Source organism: Pseudorhodoplanes sinuspersici, from assembly GCF_002119765.1.
GTDB lineage: Bacteria > Pseudomonadota > Alphaproteobacteria > Rhizobiales > Xanthobacteraceae > Pseudorhodoplanes > Pseudorhodoplanes sinuspersici.
The window spans coordinates 360,695-378,223 of record NZ_CP021112.1 but is presented as its reverse complement, the minus strand read 5'-3'; the positions used below and the strand labels follow the sequence as shown (position 1 = coordinate 378,223).

Here is a 17,529-nt window from a genome sequence, read left to right as displayed (position 1 = left end):
ACAGCCAGGACGTTGAGTTTCAAGGTAAGGTCCATAAGGCCTCCCTTCGCTGTCATTGGAACAAAGGTTAACAGATGGTCAGAAGAACTCGAAGCCCCCAACGCGCGAGTTGCGCAAAAGTGCCAGCGTAACACTTCGAAATGATGCGTGAATTCGTGCTAAGTCGCTGAAATTTCTATGTAAAAAAAATTCACGGGCCTGTGATCAGCGCCGCTAAGTCATTGATTTTACTCGTTAACGCACCGCAATAGATTGCAATCAAAAATTGTAAATTTTCGGTTTAACGACTGGCGGCAGATCTAATTTCTTTTTTGGACCATCCGTTCGGCCAACCCGCGTGCCCCCGGCATCACGAAAAACCCGGTCATCGCCGCGATCGGCCAGGCGATGAGAAAGGCTTTGCCCCATTGCCGCATGAAGTCCGGATCGAACCCGAGATTCAGCCAGGTGACGATCAGCGTCACCATCGCCACCATCACGGCGGTCATGAACATCGCGGTCAGTGCCCGAACCCGCCAATCCATTCCAGTTTCCCCTTTTGCGGGCGGACGTGATCGCAAGCGGGCGGCGAGGTCAAGGGACAGTGATATTTTGGTAACGATAAGAAATACCGTTCCGACGCGGTTGATGACCCGTTAACGGTCAGCTTCGCATTGTCCGCTTCATGTGGCGGGTATTGCGTAATCATTGGCGTTTGTGCGTTGGATTGTCGTGCGTGCTCGCGCTGGCGGGGTGCGCCGGCCATTATCTTATGCAGCGCGACCCGTGGCGGAAGGAGGCCGAGCTAGCCTGCCTGAAATCGGGTGCTGTGAAGGAGAGCGGCACCATCGTCCGGATCGAACCGATCAATGGACCGGGCATGTGCGGCGCCGATTTCCCGATGAAGGTGGCGGCGCTCGGCGACAGCCCGATGCTGAGCTATTCCGGCGACTTGCGTCCGCCTGGCGATGTTCCCAATGCCGGTTCATCGAATGGGGGGGCGCAGCGCTGGCCGGTCACGAACGAGCCGCGCTACACACCGCCGCCATCGCCGCAGCAGGTTTATCCCGGCGAGCAGCAATATTCGAATCCGATGCGGCCGGCGCCGGTGCAACGTCAGCCGCTTTCATCCAATGCGGGCGCACCGATGCCGATCACGCCGCCATCCGGCGGCGGCATCTACGATCGCGCCGGTCCGCCCGATGCGCAGAGCGATCATACGCGCTCAGGGTCGGCAAGCCTGCAGGACGATTATATGCGCGCGGGCTCGCCGGATGCGCAGCCGGACTACGGCCGCGTGCCGTCGACCGGTTCACGCCGTTCATCGGTCTACGATGCGCCACCGCCGCTCGATCATGAGCCCGTGCGGACAAGGCGTGCGACTGCATCCGCAATGCCGCGGCAGCCTGCGCAACCGCCATTCCGTGGCATGCCGTCGCAAGCATCGGCACCGATGTCTGTGCCGCTCGGCGGCGCCGTCGCTGCTGTTGGTCCTGTCGAGATCAAGCCGGCGGCGACGCTCGCCTGTCCGATCGTTTCCGCGCTCGATCGCTGGATTCTGGATTCGGTGCAGCCGGCGGCGCAGCGCTGGTTTCGCCAGCCGGTCACGGAGATCCGGCAGATTTCCGCCTATTCCTGCCGCGGCATGAACGGTCAGCGCGGGGCGCGCATTTCCGAGCATGCCTTCGGCAATGCGCTCGATATCGCGTCTTTCGTCTTGGCGGACGGGCGGCGCATCACCGTGAAGAACGGCTGGAAAGGATCGCCGGAAGAGCAGGGCTTCCTGCGCGACGTGCAGGGTGCAGCCTGCGATCAGTTCAACACCGTGCTGGCGCCGGGCTCCAACCGCTTTCACTACGACCACATCCACGTCGATCTGATGCGGCGCGCCAGCGGTCACAAGATCTGCAATCCCGATCAGATTCCAGGCGATGTAGTTGCGGCGCGTGTGGCCAAGGAGCGGGGTTATGCCTGGCGGCCCGATCCCGGCGTCACCGGCTCGGTCGGCAAAACGCGCCGCGCCTCGCTCAATGGCGGTCCGAAGAAAAAGTCGAAGGTCCGCAACATCCTGTCGGCGGATGACGACGATTGGATCGAGGACGACGGGCCACGGCCGGCGCATTGATGTTATACTCGCCGACCTTTGTTCGGCCTTATCCTGAGGAGGCTGCGAAGCTGCCGTCTCGAAGGATGTGGTCGTCCTTGTCCTTCGAGACGCATTGCTCCGCAATGCTCCTCAGGATGAGGGCGGAGATTTAGCATGCACGATCACACCCACGCCGCCGGCGACCATTCGCACAGCCATTCGCATGCGCCGAAGGATTTCGGCTTTGCCTTTGCGCTCGGCACCGCGCTCAATCTTGGCTTCGTTGTTATCGAGGCGATCTTCGGCGTCATCTCCAACTCCACAGCTCTGTTGGCGGATGCCGGGCACAACCTCGGCGATGTGATCGGCCTGCTGGTCGCATGGGGCGCGGCGGTGCTGGCCAAGCGTCCGCCGACCGAGCGCTTCACGTACGGCTTGCGCAGTTCGTCGATCCTCGCCGCACTCGGCAATGCCCTGCTGCTGATCTTTGCGTGCGGAGCCATTGCGTGGGAAGCGATTGGGCGCTTTTCGGAGCCCAAGCCGATCGAAGGCATGACCGTGATCGTCGTTGCTGGGATCGGCATCCTGGTGAACGGCTTCACCGCCTGGCTGTTCGTGTCGGGACGCAAGACCGATCTCAATATCCGCGGCGCCTATCTGCACATGGTGGCCGATGCCGGCGTATCGCTCGGTGTCGTCATCGCCGGCGCGGCGATGATGCTGACCGGATGGCTGTGGCTCGATCCGGTGACCAGTCTTGTCATCGTCGCCATCGTATTGTGGTCGACATGGGGATTGCTGCGCGACTCGATCAATCTCGCGCTGGCGGGTGTGCCTGCGCATATCGAGCTGTCAAAGGTGAAAGCCTGCCTTGAGCAATTGCCCGGCGTCACGCGTGCGCATCATGTTCATGTCTGGGGCATGAGCACTAACGAGGTCGCGCTGACCGCGCACCTCGTGATGCCGGGCGGTCATCCCGGCAATACGTTTTTCAAAGAGGCCGCGCATGAACTGCGCGAACGCTTCGGCATCGCGCATCCGACGCTGCAGATCGAGACGGGCGAAGGAGCCGACGACGAGTCGCACTGATCGAGGTTGCGAATTCCATCGCGGCTGCTGCATTCTGCCGCAGTCGCATTTAGGTGGCATTCATCCGTGTCTGGCTAATGCACCCAGAGCGATTGGAATAAAGGACTCGAATGGATATGCGAAAGCTATTGCTTGCACTCGCAGCGGTCGCGGCATTTGCCGGCGTGGCCGAGGCGCGCGACGGCTGTGGTCGCGGCTGGTACTACAATGGATATCGCTGTGTGCCGGCGCGCGCGGCCCCGCCAGTCGTGGTTGCGCCGCGTTATATGGCTCCACCGCCGCGTTATGCGCCGCGCAGCTTCGCTTATGCCGGGCCTGATCGCTGGGGCAAGCCGCAATATTATCCGGGACCGCGCGGAACTTGCCCGAAGGGCTTTACTGTGCAGTCCGGACTCTGCAAGCCGTACCGCGGCTATTGATCTGATCCGCTCACTCTCGTGAAACTGAAACAATGTGCGATCGCCGTCTGGCGATCGCACAAACTTATGCCGACGTTTTCCCGTATCCACCAGCCGTCGGCGTCTGGATGATGATCGCCTCATCGGCATCGATCGTGGTGGCGTCGCAGCCTTTCAAAATTTCGACGCGTCCATCCTTCCGCCGAACCGCATTCTCGCCGACCTGACCGGCTTCGCCGCCGGCGAGACCGAATGGTCGCACGCGGCGATGGCCGGACAGGATCGTGCATTCCATCTCTTCAAGGAAACGGATGGTGCGGCGGATGCCGTCGCCCGCATGCCATTGGCCGCGGCCGCCCGAGCCTTTGCGGATGTGGAAATCCTCCAGCAGCACTGGATAGCGGAATTCCAGAATTTCCGGATCGGTGAGGCGGGTGTTGGTCATGTGCGTGTGCACGGCATCGGTGCCGTTGAAGCCCGGCCCCGCCGGCGAGCCGGAGCAGATCGTCTCGTAATATTGATAGCGGGCATTGCCGAAATTGAGATTGTTCATCGTGCCCTGCGCCGCCGCAAGCGCCCCCAAAGCGCCAAACAGGCAATTGGTGACGGCTTGCGAAACTTCGACATTGCCGGCGACAACGGCGGCCGGATATTCCGGCGTCAGCATCGTTTGTTTCGGAATGACGATGTTGATCGGCCGCAGGCATCCTGCATTCATCGGAATGTCGTCGTCGACCATGACGCGGAAGACATAGAGCACGGCAGCGCGCGTCACCGGCTCGGGTGCGTTGAAGTTTGTCGGCTGCTGTGGCGAGGTGCCGGTGAAATCGACGGTGGCCTCGCGTTTCTTCTTGTCGACCGTGATCCTCACGCGGATCACAGTGCCCTGATCCATCTCGTAGGAAAGTTCTGCATCGTGCAGCCTGTCGATCACGCGCCGCACGCTTTCGGCGGCGTTGTCCTGCACATGCTTCATGTAAGCTTGCACGACCGGCAGCGAGAATTGCGCCACCATCTTGGCGAGCTCCTGCACGCCTTTCTCATTGGCGGCGATCTGCGCTTTCAGGTCGTTGATATTCTGCGTGGGATTGCGGGCGGGATATTTTGCACCGGTCAGCGCGGTGCTGATTTCCTTCTCGCGGAAGCGGCCGCGATCGACCAGCTTGAAATTGTCGAGATAGACGCCTTCTTCCTCGATGGTGGTTGCGTTGGGCGACATCGAACCCGGCGAGATGCCGCCGACATCGGCATGGTGGCCACGGGAGGCGACCCAGAAGAGGATCTTGCGCTTTCCTTTGTCAAACACCGGCGTGCAGACTGTGATATCCGGCAGATGCGTGCCGCCATTATAGGGCGCGTTGATGGCATAGACATCGCCCGGTTTGATTTTGCCCTTGTTCTCGCGGATGATCGTTTCGACCGCGCGGTCCATCGAACCGAGATGCACCGGCATATGCGGCGCGTTCGCCACCAGCGCGCCGTCGCCGGAAAACACCGCGCAGGAGAAATCCAGCCGCTCCTTGATGTTCACCGAATAGGCGGTGTTCTGCAACGCGACACCCATCTGTTCGGCGATCGACATGAAGAGATTGTTGAACACTTCCAGCATCACCGGATCGGCCTTGGTGCCGACCGCGCTCTGGCGCTTCAATTTTGCGATGCGCGTGAGAACGAGATGATTTTTGGCGGTCAGCGCCGCCTGCCAGCCCGACTCGACCACGATGGTCTGGTGCGGCTCGATGACGATGGCGGGGCCTTTGACCTTGTGGCCCGGCTTCAACTGGTCGCGCGTATAGACCGCGGCCTTGTGCCATTTGCCCGCGGAAAAGAATGTCGTGCGGCGTGCGGGCGAGGGGAGTTTGCCGCGCGTTGTTTTCGTCACCTTCTCTTTGAACTTCGCGCCGCCGCCGATGGCTTCGACCGAAACCGCTTCGATCACGAGTTGTTTGGACCGGTCGATGAAGCCGAATTGTGCCTTGTGGGCTTTTTCGAAGGCGCGGGTCATCTCCGGTATGGTCCCGGCTTTCACCACCAAGGCCGTATCGGTTCCGGCGTAGCGGATATGAGCACGTACGATCACATCGATGGCTTTGGCGACAACGCCCTGGCCGGCGACTTCATCCTTCACGTCCTTGCCGAGTTTTTTGGCCATCCGTTTCAGCGCGGCCAGCGCTTTGTTGCCGAGCGGCTCCTCGATCGCCTGCTGACGCGTTGCGCGAATGTCGGCAAGGCCCATGCCGTAGGCAGAGAGCAACGACGAGAACGGGTGGATCAGCACGCTGGTCATGCCGAGCGCATCGGCGACGAGACAGGCGTGCTGGCCGCCGGCGCCGCCGAAACAGTTGAGCGCATAGCGCGTGACGTCATAGCCGCGCTGCACGGAAATCTTCTTGATCGCATTGGCCATGTTCTCGACCGCGATCTTGATGAAGCCGTCGGCGATATCTTCCGGCTTGCGGTCGCCAACCTCTTTGGCGAGTGCGGAAAAGTCATCGCGCACGGTGTCGGCATCGAGCGGCTGATCCTGCTGCGGGCCGAAGATTTTCGGAAAATAGTCGGGCAACAGCTTGCCGACCATGACATTGGCATCGGTGACGGCGAGCGGCCCGCCGCGGCGATAGCAGGCGGGGCCGGGATTGGCGCCGGCACTATCGGGGCCGACGCGAAAGCGTGCGCCATCAAAATGCAGGATCGAGCCGCCGCCAGCGGCGACGGTGTGGATTAGCATCATCGGCGCGCGCATGCGCACGCCTGCGACTTCGGTCTCGAAGGCGCGTTCATATTCGCCGTCGAAATGCGACACATCTGTCGATGTGCCGCCCATGTCGAAGCCGATGACGCGATTGAAACCGGCTTCGCGCGCGGTCTGCGCCATCGACACAACGCCGCCCGCGGGGCCGGACAGGATCGCATCCTTGCCCTGGAACAGCTCGGCGGCGGTGAGGCCGCCGGATGACATCATGAACATGAGTCTTGGGCTTGCTCCGCCGTGTTCTCTCCGCCGCAAAGGGAGAAGTGAACTGGAGTTTGCTGCGCCGTTTTCCAACTCATCGCCAACCTGCGTCACATAGCGCCGCAAAATCGGCGACAGATACGCGTCCACGACAGTCGTATCGCCACGGCCGACCAGTTTGATCAGCGGCGAAACCTCGTGGCTGACCGACACCTGGGCAAAGCCCATGTCGCGGGCGAGTGCGGCGACCTGCTGCTCGTGTTCAGGATAGCGATAGGCATGCATGAACACGATGGCGACGGCGTCGATGCCGTCCGCCTTCGCAACTTCAAGATTGCGCCGGACGGCATCGAGATCGGGGGCCTGTTCAACGATACCATCCGCGCGCACGCGCTCATCCACCTCGATCACGCGTTCGAACAGCATGTCGGGTTTGACGATTTCCTTGGCGAAGATCTTCGGCCGGGCCTGATATCCGATGCGCAACGCGTCGCGGAAGCCCTTGGTCGTGATCAGGAGCGTGCGTTCGCCCTTGCGTTCCAGGAGGGCGTTGGTCGCGACCGTCGTGCCCATTTTGACCGCACCGACGAGGCCGGCGGGGATCGGCTCGCCCGCTTTCAGTCCGAGCAGGTCGCGAATGCCCTGCACCGCGGCATCGCGATAGGCTTCCGGATTCTCGGAAAGCAGCTTGTGCGCCACCAGCGCACCGTCAGGTTTGCGGCCGACAATGTCGGTAAAGGTGCCGCCGCGGTCGATCCAGAAGTCCCAGTTTCGATTTGTCATGACTCTTGCATTGCACAGGCATTGCGCCATCATCGGCGGCGCGAGAGGTGATTATGGTCCGGCTGTTCCTTGATCGTCTTTATCTTTTTTCCGGCTATCTCGCCGGTCTTTTTCTCATCGCTATCTTCGTTCTGATGATGCTTTTGTCGGCAGGGCGGCCGCTGGGTCTCAATATACCGGCCGGTGACGATTTCGTGGCTTGGTGCATGGCCGCAACGGCGTTTCTCGGCCTCGCACATACCTTCCGTCATGGCGAGATGATCCGCGTCGGTCTTCTGATCGACCGTCTTGAGGGCAAGGCGAAGCACGTCGCGGAAATCGTCGCGCTGATCGTCGGCGCCGGCTTCACCGGCTTCTTCGCCTGGCACGCCGGCGTGATGACGTGGCAATCCTGGCAGTTCAACGACATGTCGCAGGGCGTGATCGCGATTCCCTTGTGGATTCCCCAGCTCGGTTACAGCGGTGGTCTCGCCATCCTGTTCATCGCTTTTATTGACGAACTGATCCACGTGCTGCGCGGTTATCCGCCGCATTACGAAAAGCCAAAGCCAAAGACCGCCGAAGAAGTGGTCGAACAAGCGATCCAGAGCGCGGTGTGACGTGGAATTGCTCTCCATCGCAGCGATCCTGTTCGGATTTCTGATCGTTTTGCTCGCCGGCGGCGTGTGGATCGGCGTGGCGTTGCTGGCGACCGGCTGGGCGGGGATGCACTTTGCGGGCGGCGCGATTCCGGCCGGCAGCGTGCTGGCGACGACAGTCTGGGGCTCGAGCGCGTCGTGGTCGCTCGCCGCCCTGCCGCTGTTCATCTGGATGGGTGAAATCCTGTTTCGCACGCGGCTGTCGGAAGAAATGTTTCGCGGTTTTTCGCCTTGGCTCAACTGGCTGCCCGGCCGCCTGATGCATGTGAATGTGCTGGCCTGCGGCCTGTTCGGATCAGTGTCGGGTTCGTCCACCGCAACCTGCGCGACAGTCGCTAAAATCGCGCTGCCGGAGCTGAAGAGGCGCGGCTATGATGAAAAGCTTGCGCTTGGATCGCTCGCGGGCTCCGGCACGCTCGGGCTGCTGATACCGCCGTCGATCATGATGGTGGTTTATTCGGTGCAGGCCAATGTCTCGATCATCCAGGTTTTTCTGGCGGGCTTTCTGCCAGGCCTGCTGCTGATGGTGCTTTATTCCGGCTATATCGCCATCCGGTCGTTGCTCAAACCCGGCAGCACGCCTCCGGCCGATCCGCCGATGCCGTTCCGCAAAAGGATTGCGGAATCGCTGAACCTCATTCCGGTTCTGCTGCTAATCTGCTTCGTGTTCATCTCGCTCATCACCGGATGGGCGACCGCGACGGAATGCGCGGCGTGGGGTGTGCTCGGCTCTCTGGCGATTGCATGGTGGCAAGGCGCGCTCACATGGGACACATTCTGGGCGAGCGTGATGGGGGCGACCCGCGTCAATTGCATGATCATGCTGATCCTTGCCGGCGCAACTTATATGGGCACGTCGATGGCCTATACCGGCATTCCGATGGCGCTGGCCTCCTGGGTCGGCGGCCTGCAGCTCAGCGCCTATTCGCTGATCGCCGCGCTGACGATCATGTACGCGCTGCTGGGCACGACGCTCGACGGCATCTCCATGATCGTGCTGACAACCGCGATCGTCATTCCGATGATCAAACAGGCCGGGCTTGATCCGATCTGGTTCGGCATCTTTCTGGTGATGGTGGTCGAAATGGCGCAAGTGACGCCGCCGGTCGGGTTCAATCTGTTCGTCTTGCAGACGATGAGCGGCAAGGATTCCAACTTCGTCGCGCTGGCGTCGCTGCCGTTTTTCTTTCTGCTCGTGTTGGCGGTTGCCATCATCACGGTATTTCCTGATATCGTGATGGTGCTGCCGAGGATGGCTTTTCCCGCTTGATGGAGAGAGTGCTCATGTCCTTGCATAATATTCGCGCATTGAAATTTATCGGTGCTGCCACGCTCGCCTTGTCGCTCGTAGCGCCGGCCGCGGCGCAAACGAAGTGGAATCTGCCGTCGGCCTATCCGACCGACAATCCGCATACGGTCAATCTGCTCGCCTTCGCCAAGGACGTGAACGAAGCGACCGCCGGCAAGTTGCAAATCACCGTCCATGCCGGCGCGTCATTGTTCAAGGCGCCGGAAATCAAGCGCGCGGTGATGACCGGTCAGGCGCAGGCGGGCGAGGTGTTGATCTCGGTCCACGAGAACGAGGATCCGCTGTTCGGCATCGACGTGATCCCGTTTCTCGCAACGAGCTATCCGCAATCCTACAAGCTGTGGCAGGCCTCGAAACCGGCGATCGAAAAGAAGCTGGCTTCACAAGGCCTCATGCTTCTGTTCGCGGTGCCATGGGGGCCGCAGGGCATCTACGCCAAGAAGGATCTCAATACGCTCGACGACATGAAAGGCCTAAAGTGGCGCGCCTATAATGTCGGTACATCGCGCATCGCCGAACTCGTCGGCGCGCAGCCGGTCACCATCCAGGCGGCCGAGCTGCCACAGGCGCTGGCGACCGGCGTGGTCAATGCATTCATGACCTCGGGTTCGACCGGCTATGACAGCAAGGCCTGGGAGACGATGTCGCATTTCTATGACACACAGGCCTGGATTCCGAAGAATCTCACCTTCGTCAACAAGGCGGCATTCGATGCGCTCGACAAGGACACGCAAGCGGCTGTTCTGAAAGCGGCTGCTGCCGCCGAGCCGCGGGGCTGGAAACTCGCCGAGGAAAAAGCGAGCTGGTATCTCGAACAGCTCAAGGCCAATAAGATGAAAGTGATGCCGCCGCCGGATGCGTTGAAATCCGGGCTGTTGAAGATCGGCGATCAGCTCACGGCGGACTGGACCAAGAAGGCCGGCCCCGATGGCGAAGCGGTGATTGCGAACTACAAGAAGATGTAAGCTCGCCGTTGTTCGGTCATTCCCGGCAGCGGCTCCGGTCCTAGGTCCGCTGCTGGGTTTATTGATTGCCCCATTTGGGGCAAGCCGGGACCGATGGCCGGTTCTGGGTGCGAGCGCGCCAGCGTGAATGCGGAAAAGGTCCGCTCACGCATCCACACGCCACCCGATCATTAATTAAAACTAAACCACAATCGGGCGAGGTAGCGATCTGGCGTGGTGATTGGCAAATTTCGAGTTCGAGGGATACCAGGCCGGGGGGCTTCTCATGGTTTCGCGCGCGCAACGCACGCCCTTCGCGGTCTGGTGGTGGACGGTCGATCGCCTGATGCTGGGCGCGCTCGGCGCTCTCATGCTGGCCGGCATCATCCTGCTGCTGGCCGCGAGTTCGCCGGTAGCGACCAAGCTCGGGCTCGATCCGTTTCATTTCGTGAACCGGCAGATTTTCTACCTGATCCCGGCCATTGCGATCCTGCTCGGCACCTCGCTGTTGTCGCCACGGCAGATCCGGCGGCTGGCTCTCGTGGTCTTCGCCATCAGCATGGTGCTCTTGGCTGCCACCCTGGTTTTTGGCACCGAGATCAAGGGTGCGCGCCGCTGGATCGTGCTTCTCGGCGTGAACATCCAGCCGTCGGAATTCGTCAAACCCGCCTTCGTGATCCTGATCGCCTGGTTGTTCGGTGAATCGGCGCGCAAGCCGGAAATGCCCGCCAATATTTTCGCTCTTCTTCTCTTCGGCTCGGTCGTGACGCTGCTGATGATGCAGCCGGATTTCGGACAGACCATGCTGATCGCGATGGTGTGGGGCGCCTTGTTCTTCATGTCGGGCATGCGGGTGATCTGGGTCGGCGGCCTGGCCGGCGCGGCGCTCCTCGGTCTCGGTGCGGCCTATTACGCTGTGCCGCATGTCGCGCGGCGTCTGAACCGGTTCATGGACCCGTCATCCGGTGACACGTTCCAGATCGACAATGCAGTGGAATCCTTCGTGCGCGGCGGCTGGCTGGGGCAGGGGCCGGGCGAAGGCACGGTGAAGCGCATTCTACCGGACAGCCATGCGGACTTTATTTTCGCTGTGGCGGCCGAGGAGTTCGGCATCGTGCTGTGTCTGATTGTGGTCGGCCTGTTCGCTTTCATCGTGATCCGCGCATTGACGCGCGCCCTTCGGGCCGAAGATCCCTTCTCGCGCTATGCGGCGTCGGGGCTCGCGATCCTGTTCGGCGCCCAATCGGCCATCAACATGTCGGTGAACCTGCATCTCATTCCGGCCAAGGGCATGACACTGCCGTTCATCTCTTATGGCGGCTCGTCGCTGCTGTCGCTAGCCTATGGGATGGGCATGGTCCTGGCGCTGACGCGCGAGCGCCCGCAAGCCGAACAATTCGGGCGTCGCGGCGGCGCGGTGCCGGCTGCGCGTGCAGCCTGAAATCATTTGCCATGTGCACACAAGCCGGTTCGCACAAGCGCGCGAGCCGGGTTAAACTCTCCGCATGATCGAGAATGAAGGTTCGATGGCGGCTGGCGCCAAACCGCTTGTGATGGTCGCCGCAGGGGGCACGGGGGGCACCTGTTTCCGGCCGAGGCGCTGAGCGCGGCGCTGTCGAAACGGGACGTCTCAACTGTTCTCGCCACCGACAACCGCGCGGCAAAATTCGGCGAGCATTTTAAATCCCTTTATGTCGTGCCAAGCGCTACCGTGCGCGGCCGCGATCCGATCTCGCTCATGCGCACCGGCGCGACATTGGCTTATGGCGTTGCCAAGGCGGTCATGCTGATGCGCCGGGTCAGGCCGTCGGTCGTGGTGGGCTTCGGCGGTTATCCGTCTGTGCCTCCGGTCCTGGCGGCGAGCCTGCAAAATATTCCAACCGTGCTGCATGAGCAGAATGCCGTGATGGGCCGCGCCAACAAATTTCTCGCAAGCCGGGTCAGTGCGATCGCAACCGGTTTTGCGGGCGTCACCGACAAGGACAAGGCGCTGGCGATCAAGACCACTTGTATCGGCAATCCGTTGCGGCCTGCGGTGATCGAGGCTGCGAAGGCACCGTATGAACCGGTGCAGCCGAACGGCCCTTTGCGTCTGCTTGTGTTCGGCGGCAGTCAGGGTGCGCGCATCATGGCCGATATCGTGCCGGCTGCGGTCGCCAAGCTGGAACCGCATCTGCAGATGCGGCTGAAGATCACCCAGCAGACGCGTGAAGAGGATATTCCCCGCGTGCGCGAGATTTATGCCAAGGCGCAGGTGGCGGCTGAGATCGCGCCCTTTTTCAACGATCTGCCGGCGCGGATCGCTGCGAGCCATCTTGTGGTGTCCCGATCCGGCGCGGGAACGGTTTCCGAATTATCGGCTATCGGCCGGCCGGGCATTCTTGTGCCGCTGCCCAACGCGCTGGATCAGGATCAGGCGGCCAACGCCCTCGTCCTGGAAAAGGCCGGTGGCGCCATCCGCCTTCTGCAACGCGATTTCACGCCGGACCGGCTGGCGGCGGAAATCGATGTGCTGGCGGCGGATTCCGGGCGTTTGTCGGCGATGTCGCAGGCGGCCAAGGGGATCGGCGTGCTTGACGCGGCCGAACGACTGGCCGATCTGGTATTAAGAACAGTCAGCGTCAAGTCTTGAGGAATAGCCTATGAAATTGCCGCGCGAACTTGGCCCGATCCATTTTGTCGGGATCGGCGGGATCGGTATGAGCGGGATTGCCGAGGTTCTGGCCAATCTCGATTACACCGTGACGGGTTCGGACGTTTCCGAGAGCGCCAATGTCAAGCGGCTGCGCGACAAGAACATCAAGGTTGCCGTTGGCCATGACGCCAAGAATGTCGAGGACGCCGCCGTGGTGGTGGTGTCGACGGCGATCAAGCGCGACAATCCGGAATTGATTGCGGCGCGCGCCAAGCGCCTGCCGGTCGTGCGGCGTGCGGAGATGCTGGCCGAACTGATGCGGCTGAAGTCTGCGGTGGCGATTGCCGGAACCCATGGCAAGACCACGACGACATCGATGGTGGCGACTTTGCTCGACGCGGGCAATCTCGATCCGACCGTGATCAATGGCGGCATCATCAATGCGTATGGCACCAATGCGCGGCTCGGCGCCGGCGAATGGATGGTGGTGGAGGCCGACGAATCCGACGGCACGTTCCTGAAACTGCCGGCGGATGTTGCGATCGTGACCAATGTCGATCCGGAACATCTCGATCACTTCAAGACGTTCGCCGCGGTGAAGAATGCTTTCAAGGCGTTCGTCGAGAATGTGCCGTTCTACGGCTTCGCGGTGATGTGCACCGACCACCGCGAAGTGCAGGCGTTGGTCGGCCGCATCGAGGATCGTAGAGTCATCACCTATGGCGAGAATCCGCAGGCCGACGTGCGGCTGGTCGATCTCAGCCATGCCAATGGTGCGTCGAAATTCTCTGTCGTGTTCCGTGGACGAGACGATAAGGCCGAGCATGTGATCGACAATCTCACCCTGCCGATGCCCGGTCGTCACAATGCACTCAATGCCACCGCGGCGATTGCGGTTGCACATAATCTTGCTGTGCCGGACGATCAAATCCGCAAGGCGCTGGCGTCGTTCGGCGGCGTGAAACGGCGTTTCACCCGCACCGGCGAATGGAACGGCATCACGGTGATTGACGATTACGGTCATCACCCGGTCGAGATCGCAGCCGTACTGCGCGCAGCACGTGAATCCAGCGCCGGCCGTATCATCGCCGTGATGCAACCGCATCGCTATACGCGGTTGAAGGAATTGTTCGAACAGTTCTGCACCTGCTTCAACGACGCCGATGCAGTGATCGTGGCGGATGTCTATTCCGCCGGCGAAGCGCCGATCGAAGGCATCGATCGCGATCATCTGGTGCAAGGCATGCGGGCGCGCGGACATCGCAATGTGTCGGCGTTGCCAAATTCGGACAGTCTTGCATCGATGGTACGAGGTATGGCGCAGCCCGGCGATATGGTCGTGTGTCTCGGCGCCGGCAACATCACGCAATGGGCCTATGCGCTGCCGGGCGAGTTGAAGGCACTGGGGTGAGCTTTCGGTAATGACATTCCCCGACATCACCGCCGATCTGACATCGCGTATGCCGAATTTGCGCGGCCGCTTGCTCGCCAATCAGCCGCTCGCGGAGCTGACATGGTTCCGCGTCGGCGGGCCGGCGCAGGTGCTGTTCATGCCGGAGGATGAAAGCGATCTCGCTTACTTCCTGCAAAATCTGCCGGACGAAATTCCAGTCATCGTCATTGGCCTGGGCTCCAACCTGATCGTACGGGACGGCGGTGTACCTGGCGTCGTGATCCGCCTCGGGCGCGGCTTCAATGAAATCGTTGTCGAGGGCACGCGCATTCGCGCCGGAACAGCGGTGCCGGATGTGAAGGTCGCGCGCGCCGCGCAGGAAAATGGCATCGCTGGTCTGGCTTTCCTGCGTGGCATTCCAGGCGGCATCGGTGGCGCGCTGCGGATGAATGGCGGCGCCTATGGCCGCGAAACGAAGGACGCTCTTGTTGAAGCGCGCGGCGTCGACCGCAGCGGCAAAATCCGCGTCTACAGCAATGCCGACATGCATTATACGTACCGGCATTGCGGCGCGCCGGATGACGTGATCTTCACGCAGGCTTTGTTTGAAGGACAGATGGGTGATCGCGCGACGATCGCAGCCGAGATGGAGAAGATCACCGAATCACGCGAAGCGACACAGCCGATCAAGAGTCGCACCGGTGGATCGACTTTCAAGAATCCGGAAGGGCATAAAGCGTGGCAACTGGTCGATGCCGCAGGCTGCCGCGGATTGGTGGTCGGCGATGCGCAGGTGTCGGACCTGCATTGCAACTTCCTGATCAACCGCGGTCAGGCGACGGCAAAAGACATAGAAACGTTGGGTGAAACGGTGAGGAAACGGGTGAAGGAGAATTCGGGCGTGACGCTGGACTGGGAGATCAAACGGATCGGGGTCGAGGCATGAGCGATCCGGTTCTGGTTGTCGGCGGCGGGCTCGGCGGTGCTGCCACCGCATTGGCGCTCGGCCGCAAGGGCTTCGACGTGCAGCTTTTGGAAGAGGCCCCGGAATTCGGCGTCATCGGTTACGGCATTCAGCTTGGTCCCAATGTGTTTTCGATGCTGGACCGGCTCGCCGTCACCGACGCAGTGATGGCGAGCGCGATCCGGCCAAAGAACGTCAAGATGCTCGACTCGGTGGATGGCGGGGTGATCGCCTGCATTCCGACCGGCGATTCGTTCGTGAAGAGATTCAAGCGTCCTTATGTCGTGATCCATAGGGTCGATCTGCATCAGGCGCTGCTGGACGGCTGCCGCGCGCTCGGCAATGTCGAGATGATCGCGAATGCGGGCGTCAAGGCGTTCGAGGATCTGGGTGATCGTGTGCGCGTCGAGCTTGCGGATGGGCGCCAGTTCGATGGGGCAGCGCTGATCGGCGCCGATGGCATCCGTTCTACCATTCGCCAGCAGATGCGCAATGAAGGACCGCCGCGCACGATCGGCTATGTCGCGCACCGTACTATCGTGCCGATGGATGACGTGACGTTCGATGTCGACCGCGACGATGTTGTGCTGTGGTCAGGCGATGGCTTCCACATCGTGCACTATCCGCTGCGCAACTATAGCCTGTTCAACGTCGTGACTGTGTTCAAGACGTTGAACATGGATCCGACCGACACCGAAAGCCCGCACCCTGATCTCGCGCATGTCTACCGCGACTCGCATCCAACCATGAAGAATCTCTGGGCGATGATGGATCTGTCGCGGCGTGGCTGGGTCTCGTCCGACCGCGATCCGATCCGGCCCTGGAGCAAGGGCCGCGTCACATTGCTGGGCGATGCCGCGCATCCGACGTTACAGACGCTCGCGCAGGGCGCCTGCATGGCGATTGAAGACTCGGTCTGTCTCGCGGAATTGCTGGACGGCACCTCGGGCAATCAGATCGCGGAGGCATTCCAGCAATACGAGCGGGCGCGCTATCTGCGCACTGCGCGTGTGCAGTTCGAGTCGCGCTATCACTGGGACAACTGGTATCACGTCGGCGGTATCGAGCGCGAAGTGGCGCGCGCGACATGGTCGGTAAAGGGCGAGCAGGACATGTATGACTGCCTCGCCTGGCTTTATGACGGCTTCAAATTGCCGCAAAAACGCGAGGCTGCATGACGAAACATGTTGCGGTTTTGATGGGCGGCTGGTCGTCGGAACGCCAAGTCTCGCTGTGGTCCGGTGAAGCCTGCGCGAAAGCGGCGGAACGGATTGGCTATCGCGTCACCCGCGTCGATGTCGCCCGCGATGTCGCGACCGTGCTCGATCGGTTGAAGCCGGATGTTGCCCTGAATGTGTTGCATGGACGTCCGGGCGAGGACGGCACCATTCAGGGCGTCTTGGAGATACTCGGCATTCCATATTCGCATTCGGGCGTGCAGGCGTCATCGCTGGCAATGAAGAAGGATCTTGCCAAGGTGATGCTGGCAGCCGCCGGTGTGCCGGTGCCGCAGGGACGGGTGGTGTCGCGTCTCGAGGCAGCCAAGGAGCATGTTCTGCCGCGGCCCTATGTGATCAAGCCGATTGCGGAAGGCTCCAGCGTCGGGGTCTTTATCGTCACCGACGGTCACGATCATCCGCCGCAGGAACTCTTCCGTGAGGACTGGACCTTCGGCGAGATGCTTCTGTGCGAGACCTTTATTCCGGGCAAGGAACTCACCTGCGCGGTGGTCAAGGACCAGGCCACCGACGTGATCGAGATCGTACCGAAAGTGCGTTTCTACGATTATGAAGCGAAATACGCGCCGGGCGGGTCGGAGCATGTGTTGCCGGCGAAGATTGCGAAGGACGTTTATCAGGCGGTTCAGACGCTCACCGTTGCCGCTCACAATGCGCTGGGATGCCGTGGCGTGACGCGTGCTGACTTCCGTTACGACGACAGCCGTCCGGGGATCGACGGTCTCGCGTGTCTTGAGGTCAACACCATCCCCGGCATGACGGAAACCTCGCTCGTTCCCGAACTGGCGGCGTATGCCGGGATCAGTTTTGAAGATCTTGTCCAATGGATGATCGAGGACGCGTCGTTCAATCGATGATGCGCCTGCGTCACGCCCTAAGAGCATGACAGCTTAACATCCGTGTCGAGGTAACCGGCAACGGCCCGGTGCGCTTTTGAACGATAAACGTTACCAGTTCCAGCGGACTTATCTCAAACTTTACTAAAAGTTTACCAAGAGGCCCGAAGACTGACCGTCGCGCATTGATCACGCTTCAGCCGCTCATCGGGCTGTGGGAACGTGAGATGCGCAAGTTCGCTACAGGGATTGTAGCGGGGGATGGAGGTCTTGCGTGTCTGGGA

At 61.2% G+C, this 17,529-nt stretch carries 13 protein-coding genes and 1 pseudogene; 12 read left to right on the top strand and 2 right to left on the bottom strand.

The window, feature by feature from the left end:
* Positions 1-299: 299 nt before the first annotated feature.
* On the bottom strand, positions 300-524 hold the full coding sequence (locus CAK95_RS01835) for a DUF2798 domain-containing protein (protein WP_086086276.1): 225 nt from the start codon (positions 522-524) through the stop codon (positions 300-302).
* A gap of 191 nt (positions 525-715) precedes the next feature.
* On the opposite strand from CAK95_RS01835, the gene CAK95_RS01830 reads away from it, so the two are divergent.
* The 3 genes from CAK95_RS01830 to CAK95_RS01820 all read left to right on the top strand — a co-directional run bounded on the left by CAK95_RS01830 (position 716) and on the right by CAK95_RS01820 (position 3,573).
* Positions 716-2,104, top strand: a complete 1,389-nt coding sequence (locus CAK95_RS01830; RefSeq protein ID WP_245303588.1) for an extensin-like domain-containing protein — start codon at positions 716-718, stop codon at positions 2,102-2,104.
* Between the two features lie 135 nt (positions 2,105-2,239).
* Positions 2,240-3,154 carry a cation diffusion facilitator family transporter gene (locus tag CAK95_RS01825; protein WP_086086274.1) on the top strand — a complete coding sequence of 305 codons (915 nt, stop codon included), beginning with the start codon at positions 2,240-2,242 and terminating at the stop codon, positions 3,152-3,154.
* A gap of 110 nt (positions 3,155-3,264) precedes the next feature.
* Complete coding sequence (locus tag CAK95_RS01820; protein ID WP_086086273.1) at positions 3,265-3,573, top strand: GCG_CRPN prefix-to-repeats domain-containing protein; 309 nt, start codon at positions 3,265-3,267, stop codon at positions 3,571-3,573.
* Positions 3,574-3,637: 64 nt separating this feature from the next.
* On the opposite strand, the gene CAK95_RS01815 is transcribed toward CAK95_RS01820, so the two are convergent.
* On the bottom strand, positions 3,638-7,288 hold the full coding sequence (locus CAK95_RS01815) for a hydantoinase B/oxoprolinase family protein (protein WP_086086272.1): 3,651 nt from the start codon (positions 7,286-7,288) through the stop codon (positions 3,638-3,640).
* A gap of 53 nt (positions 7,289-7,341) precedes the next feature.
* Between CAK95_RS01815 and CAK95_RS01810 the strand changes: the two genes are divergently transcribed.
* From CAK95_RS01810 to CAK95_RS01770, 9 genes and pseudogenes are all read left to right on the top strand, one after another.
* Entirely contained in the window at positions 7,342-7,887 is a 546-nt protein-coding gene (locus CAK95_RS01810; RefSeq protein WP_086086271.1) for a TRAP transporter small permease, read from the top strand.
* A 1-nt stretch (position 7,888) separates the two neighbouring features.
* On the top strand, positions 7,889-9,196 hold the full coding sequence (locus tag CAK95_RS01805; protein WP_086086270.1) for a TRAP transporter large permease: 1,308 nt from the start codon (positions 7,889-7,891) through the stop codon (positions 9,194-9,196).
* Between the two features lie 14 nt (positions 9,197-9,210).
* Positions 9,211-10,200 carry a TRAP transporter substrate-binding protein gene (locus tag CAK95_RS01800; RefSeq protein WP_086086269.1) on the top strand — a complete coding sequence of 330 codons (990 nt, stop codon included), beginning with the start codon at positions 9,211-9,213 and terminating at the stop codon, positions 10,198-10,200.
* A 265-nt stretch (positions 10,201-10,465) separates the two neighbouring features.
* On the top strand, positions 10,466-11,620 hold the full coding sequence (gene ftsW / locus CAK95_RS01795; protein WP_086086268.1) for a putative lipid II flippase FtsW: 1,155 nt from the start codon (positions 10,466-10,468) through the stop codon (positions 11,618-11,620).
* A gap of 112 nt (positions 11,621-11,732) precedes the next feature.
* A pseudogene (gene murG, locus CAK95_RS01790) lies at positions 11,733-12,811 on the top strand (undecaprenyldiphospho-muramoylpentapeptide beta-N-acetylglucosaminyltransferase).
* A gap of 10 nt (positions 12,812-12,821) precedes the next feature.
* On the top strand, positions 12,822-14,225 hold the full coding sequence (murC, locus tag CAK95_RS01785) for a UDP-N-acetylmuramate--L-alanine ligase (RefSeq protein WP_086086267.1): 1,404 nt from the start codon (positions 12,822-12,824) through the stop codon (positions 14,223-14,225).
* 10 nt (positions 14,226-14,235) lie between these two features.
* Positions 14,236-15,153 carry a UDP-N-acetylmuramate dehydrogenase gene (murB, locus tag CAK95_RS01780; protein WP_086086266.1) on the top strand — a complete coding sequence of 306 codons (918 nt, stop codon included), beginning with the start codon at positions 14,236-14,238 and terminating at the stop codon, positions 15,151-15,153.
* Positions 15,150-16,349 carry an FAD-dependent monooxygenase gene (locus tag CAK95_RS01775; protein ID WP_086086265.1) on the top strand — a complete coding sequence of 400 codons (1,200 nt, stop codon included), beginning with the start codon at positions 15,150-15,152 and terminating at the stop codon, positions 16,347-16,349. Before murB ends, CAK95_RS01775 begins: the two co-directional genes overlap by 4 nt.
* Positions 16,346-17,266, top strand: a complete 921-nt coding sequence (locus CAK95_RS01770) for a D-alanine--D-alanine ligase (RefSeq protein WP_086086264.1) — start codon at positions 16,346-16,348, stop codon at positions 17,264-17,266. Before CAK95_RS01775 ends, CAK95_RS01770 begins: the two co-directional genes overlap by 4 nt.
* Positions 17,267-17,529: the final 263 nt, after the last annotated feature.

Bases quoted from the DNA above. Each gene is read 5' to 3' on its own strand.
- CAK95_RS01835 (WP_086086276.1), bottom strand. From the start codon at position 524: ATGGATTGGCGGGTTCGGGCACTGACCGCGATGTTCATGACCGCCGTG.
- CAK95_RS01825 (WP_086086274.1), top strand. From the start codon at position 2,240: ATGCACGATCACACCCACGCCGCCGGCGACCATTCGCACAGCCATTCG.
- CAK95_RS01820 (WP_086086273.1), top strand. From the start codon at position 3,265: ATGGATATGCGAAAGCTATTGCTTGCACTCGCAGCGGTCGCGGCATTT.
- CAK95_RS01815 (WP_086086272.1), bottom strand. From the start codon at position 7,288: ATGACAAATCGAAACTGGGACTTCTGGATCGACCGCGGCGGCACCTTT.
- CAK95_RS01810 (WP_086086271.1), top strand. From the start codon at position 7,342: ATGGTCCGGCTGTTCCTTGATCGTCTTTATCTTTTTTCCGGCTATCTC.
- CAK95_RS01800 (WP_086086269.1), top strand. From the start codon at position 9,211: ATGTCCTTGCATAATATTCGCGCATTGAAATTTATCGGTGCTGCCACG.
- ftsW (WP_086086268.1), top strand. From the start codon at position 10,466: ATGGTTTCGCGCGCGCAACGCACGCCCTTCGCGGTCTGGTGGTGGACG.
- murC (WP_086086267.1), top strand. From the start codon at position 12,822: ATGAAATTGCCGCGCGAACTTGGCCCGATCCATTTTGTCGGGATCGGC.
- murB (WP_086086266.1), top strand. From the start codon at position 14,236: ATGACATTCCCCGACATCACCGCCGATCTGACATCGCGTATGCCGAAT.
- CAK95_RS01775 (WP_086086265.1), top strand. From the start codon at position 15,150: ATGAGCGATCCGGTTCTGGTTGTCGGCGGCGGGCTCGGCGGTGCTGCC.
- CAK95_RS01770 (WP_086086264.1), top strand. From the start codon at position 16,346: ATGACGAAACATGTTGCGGTTTTGATGGGCGGCTGGTCGTCGGAACGC.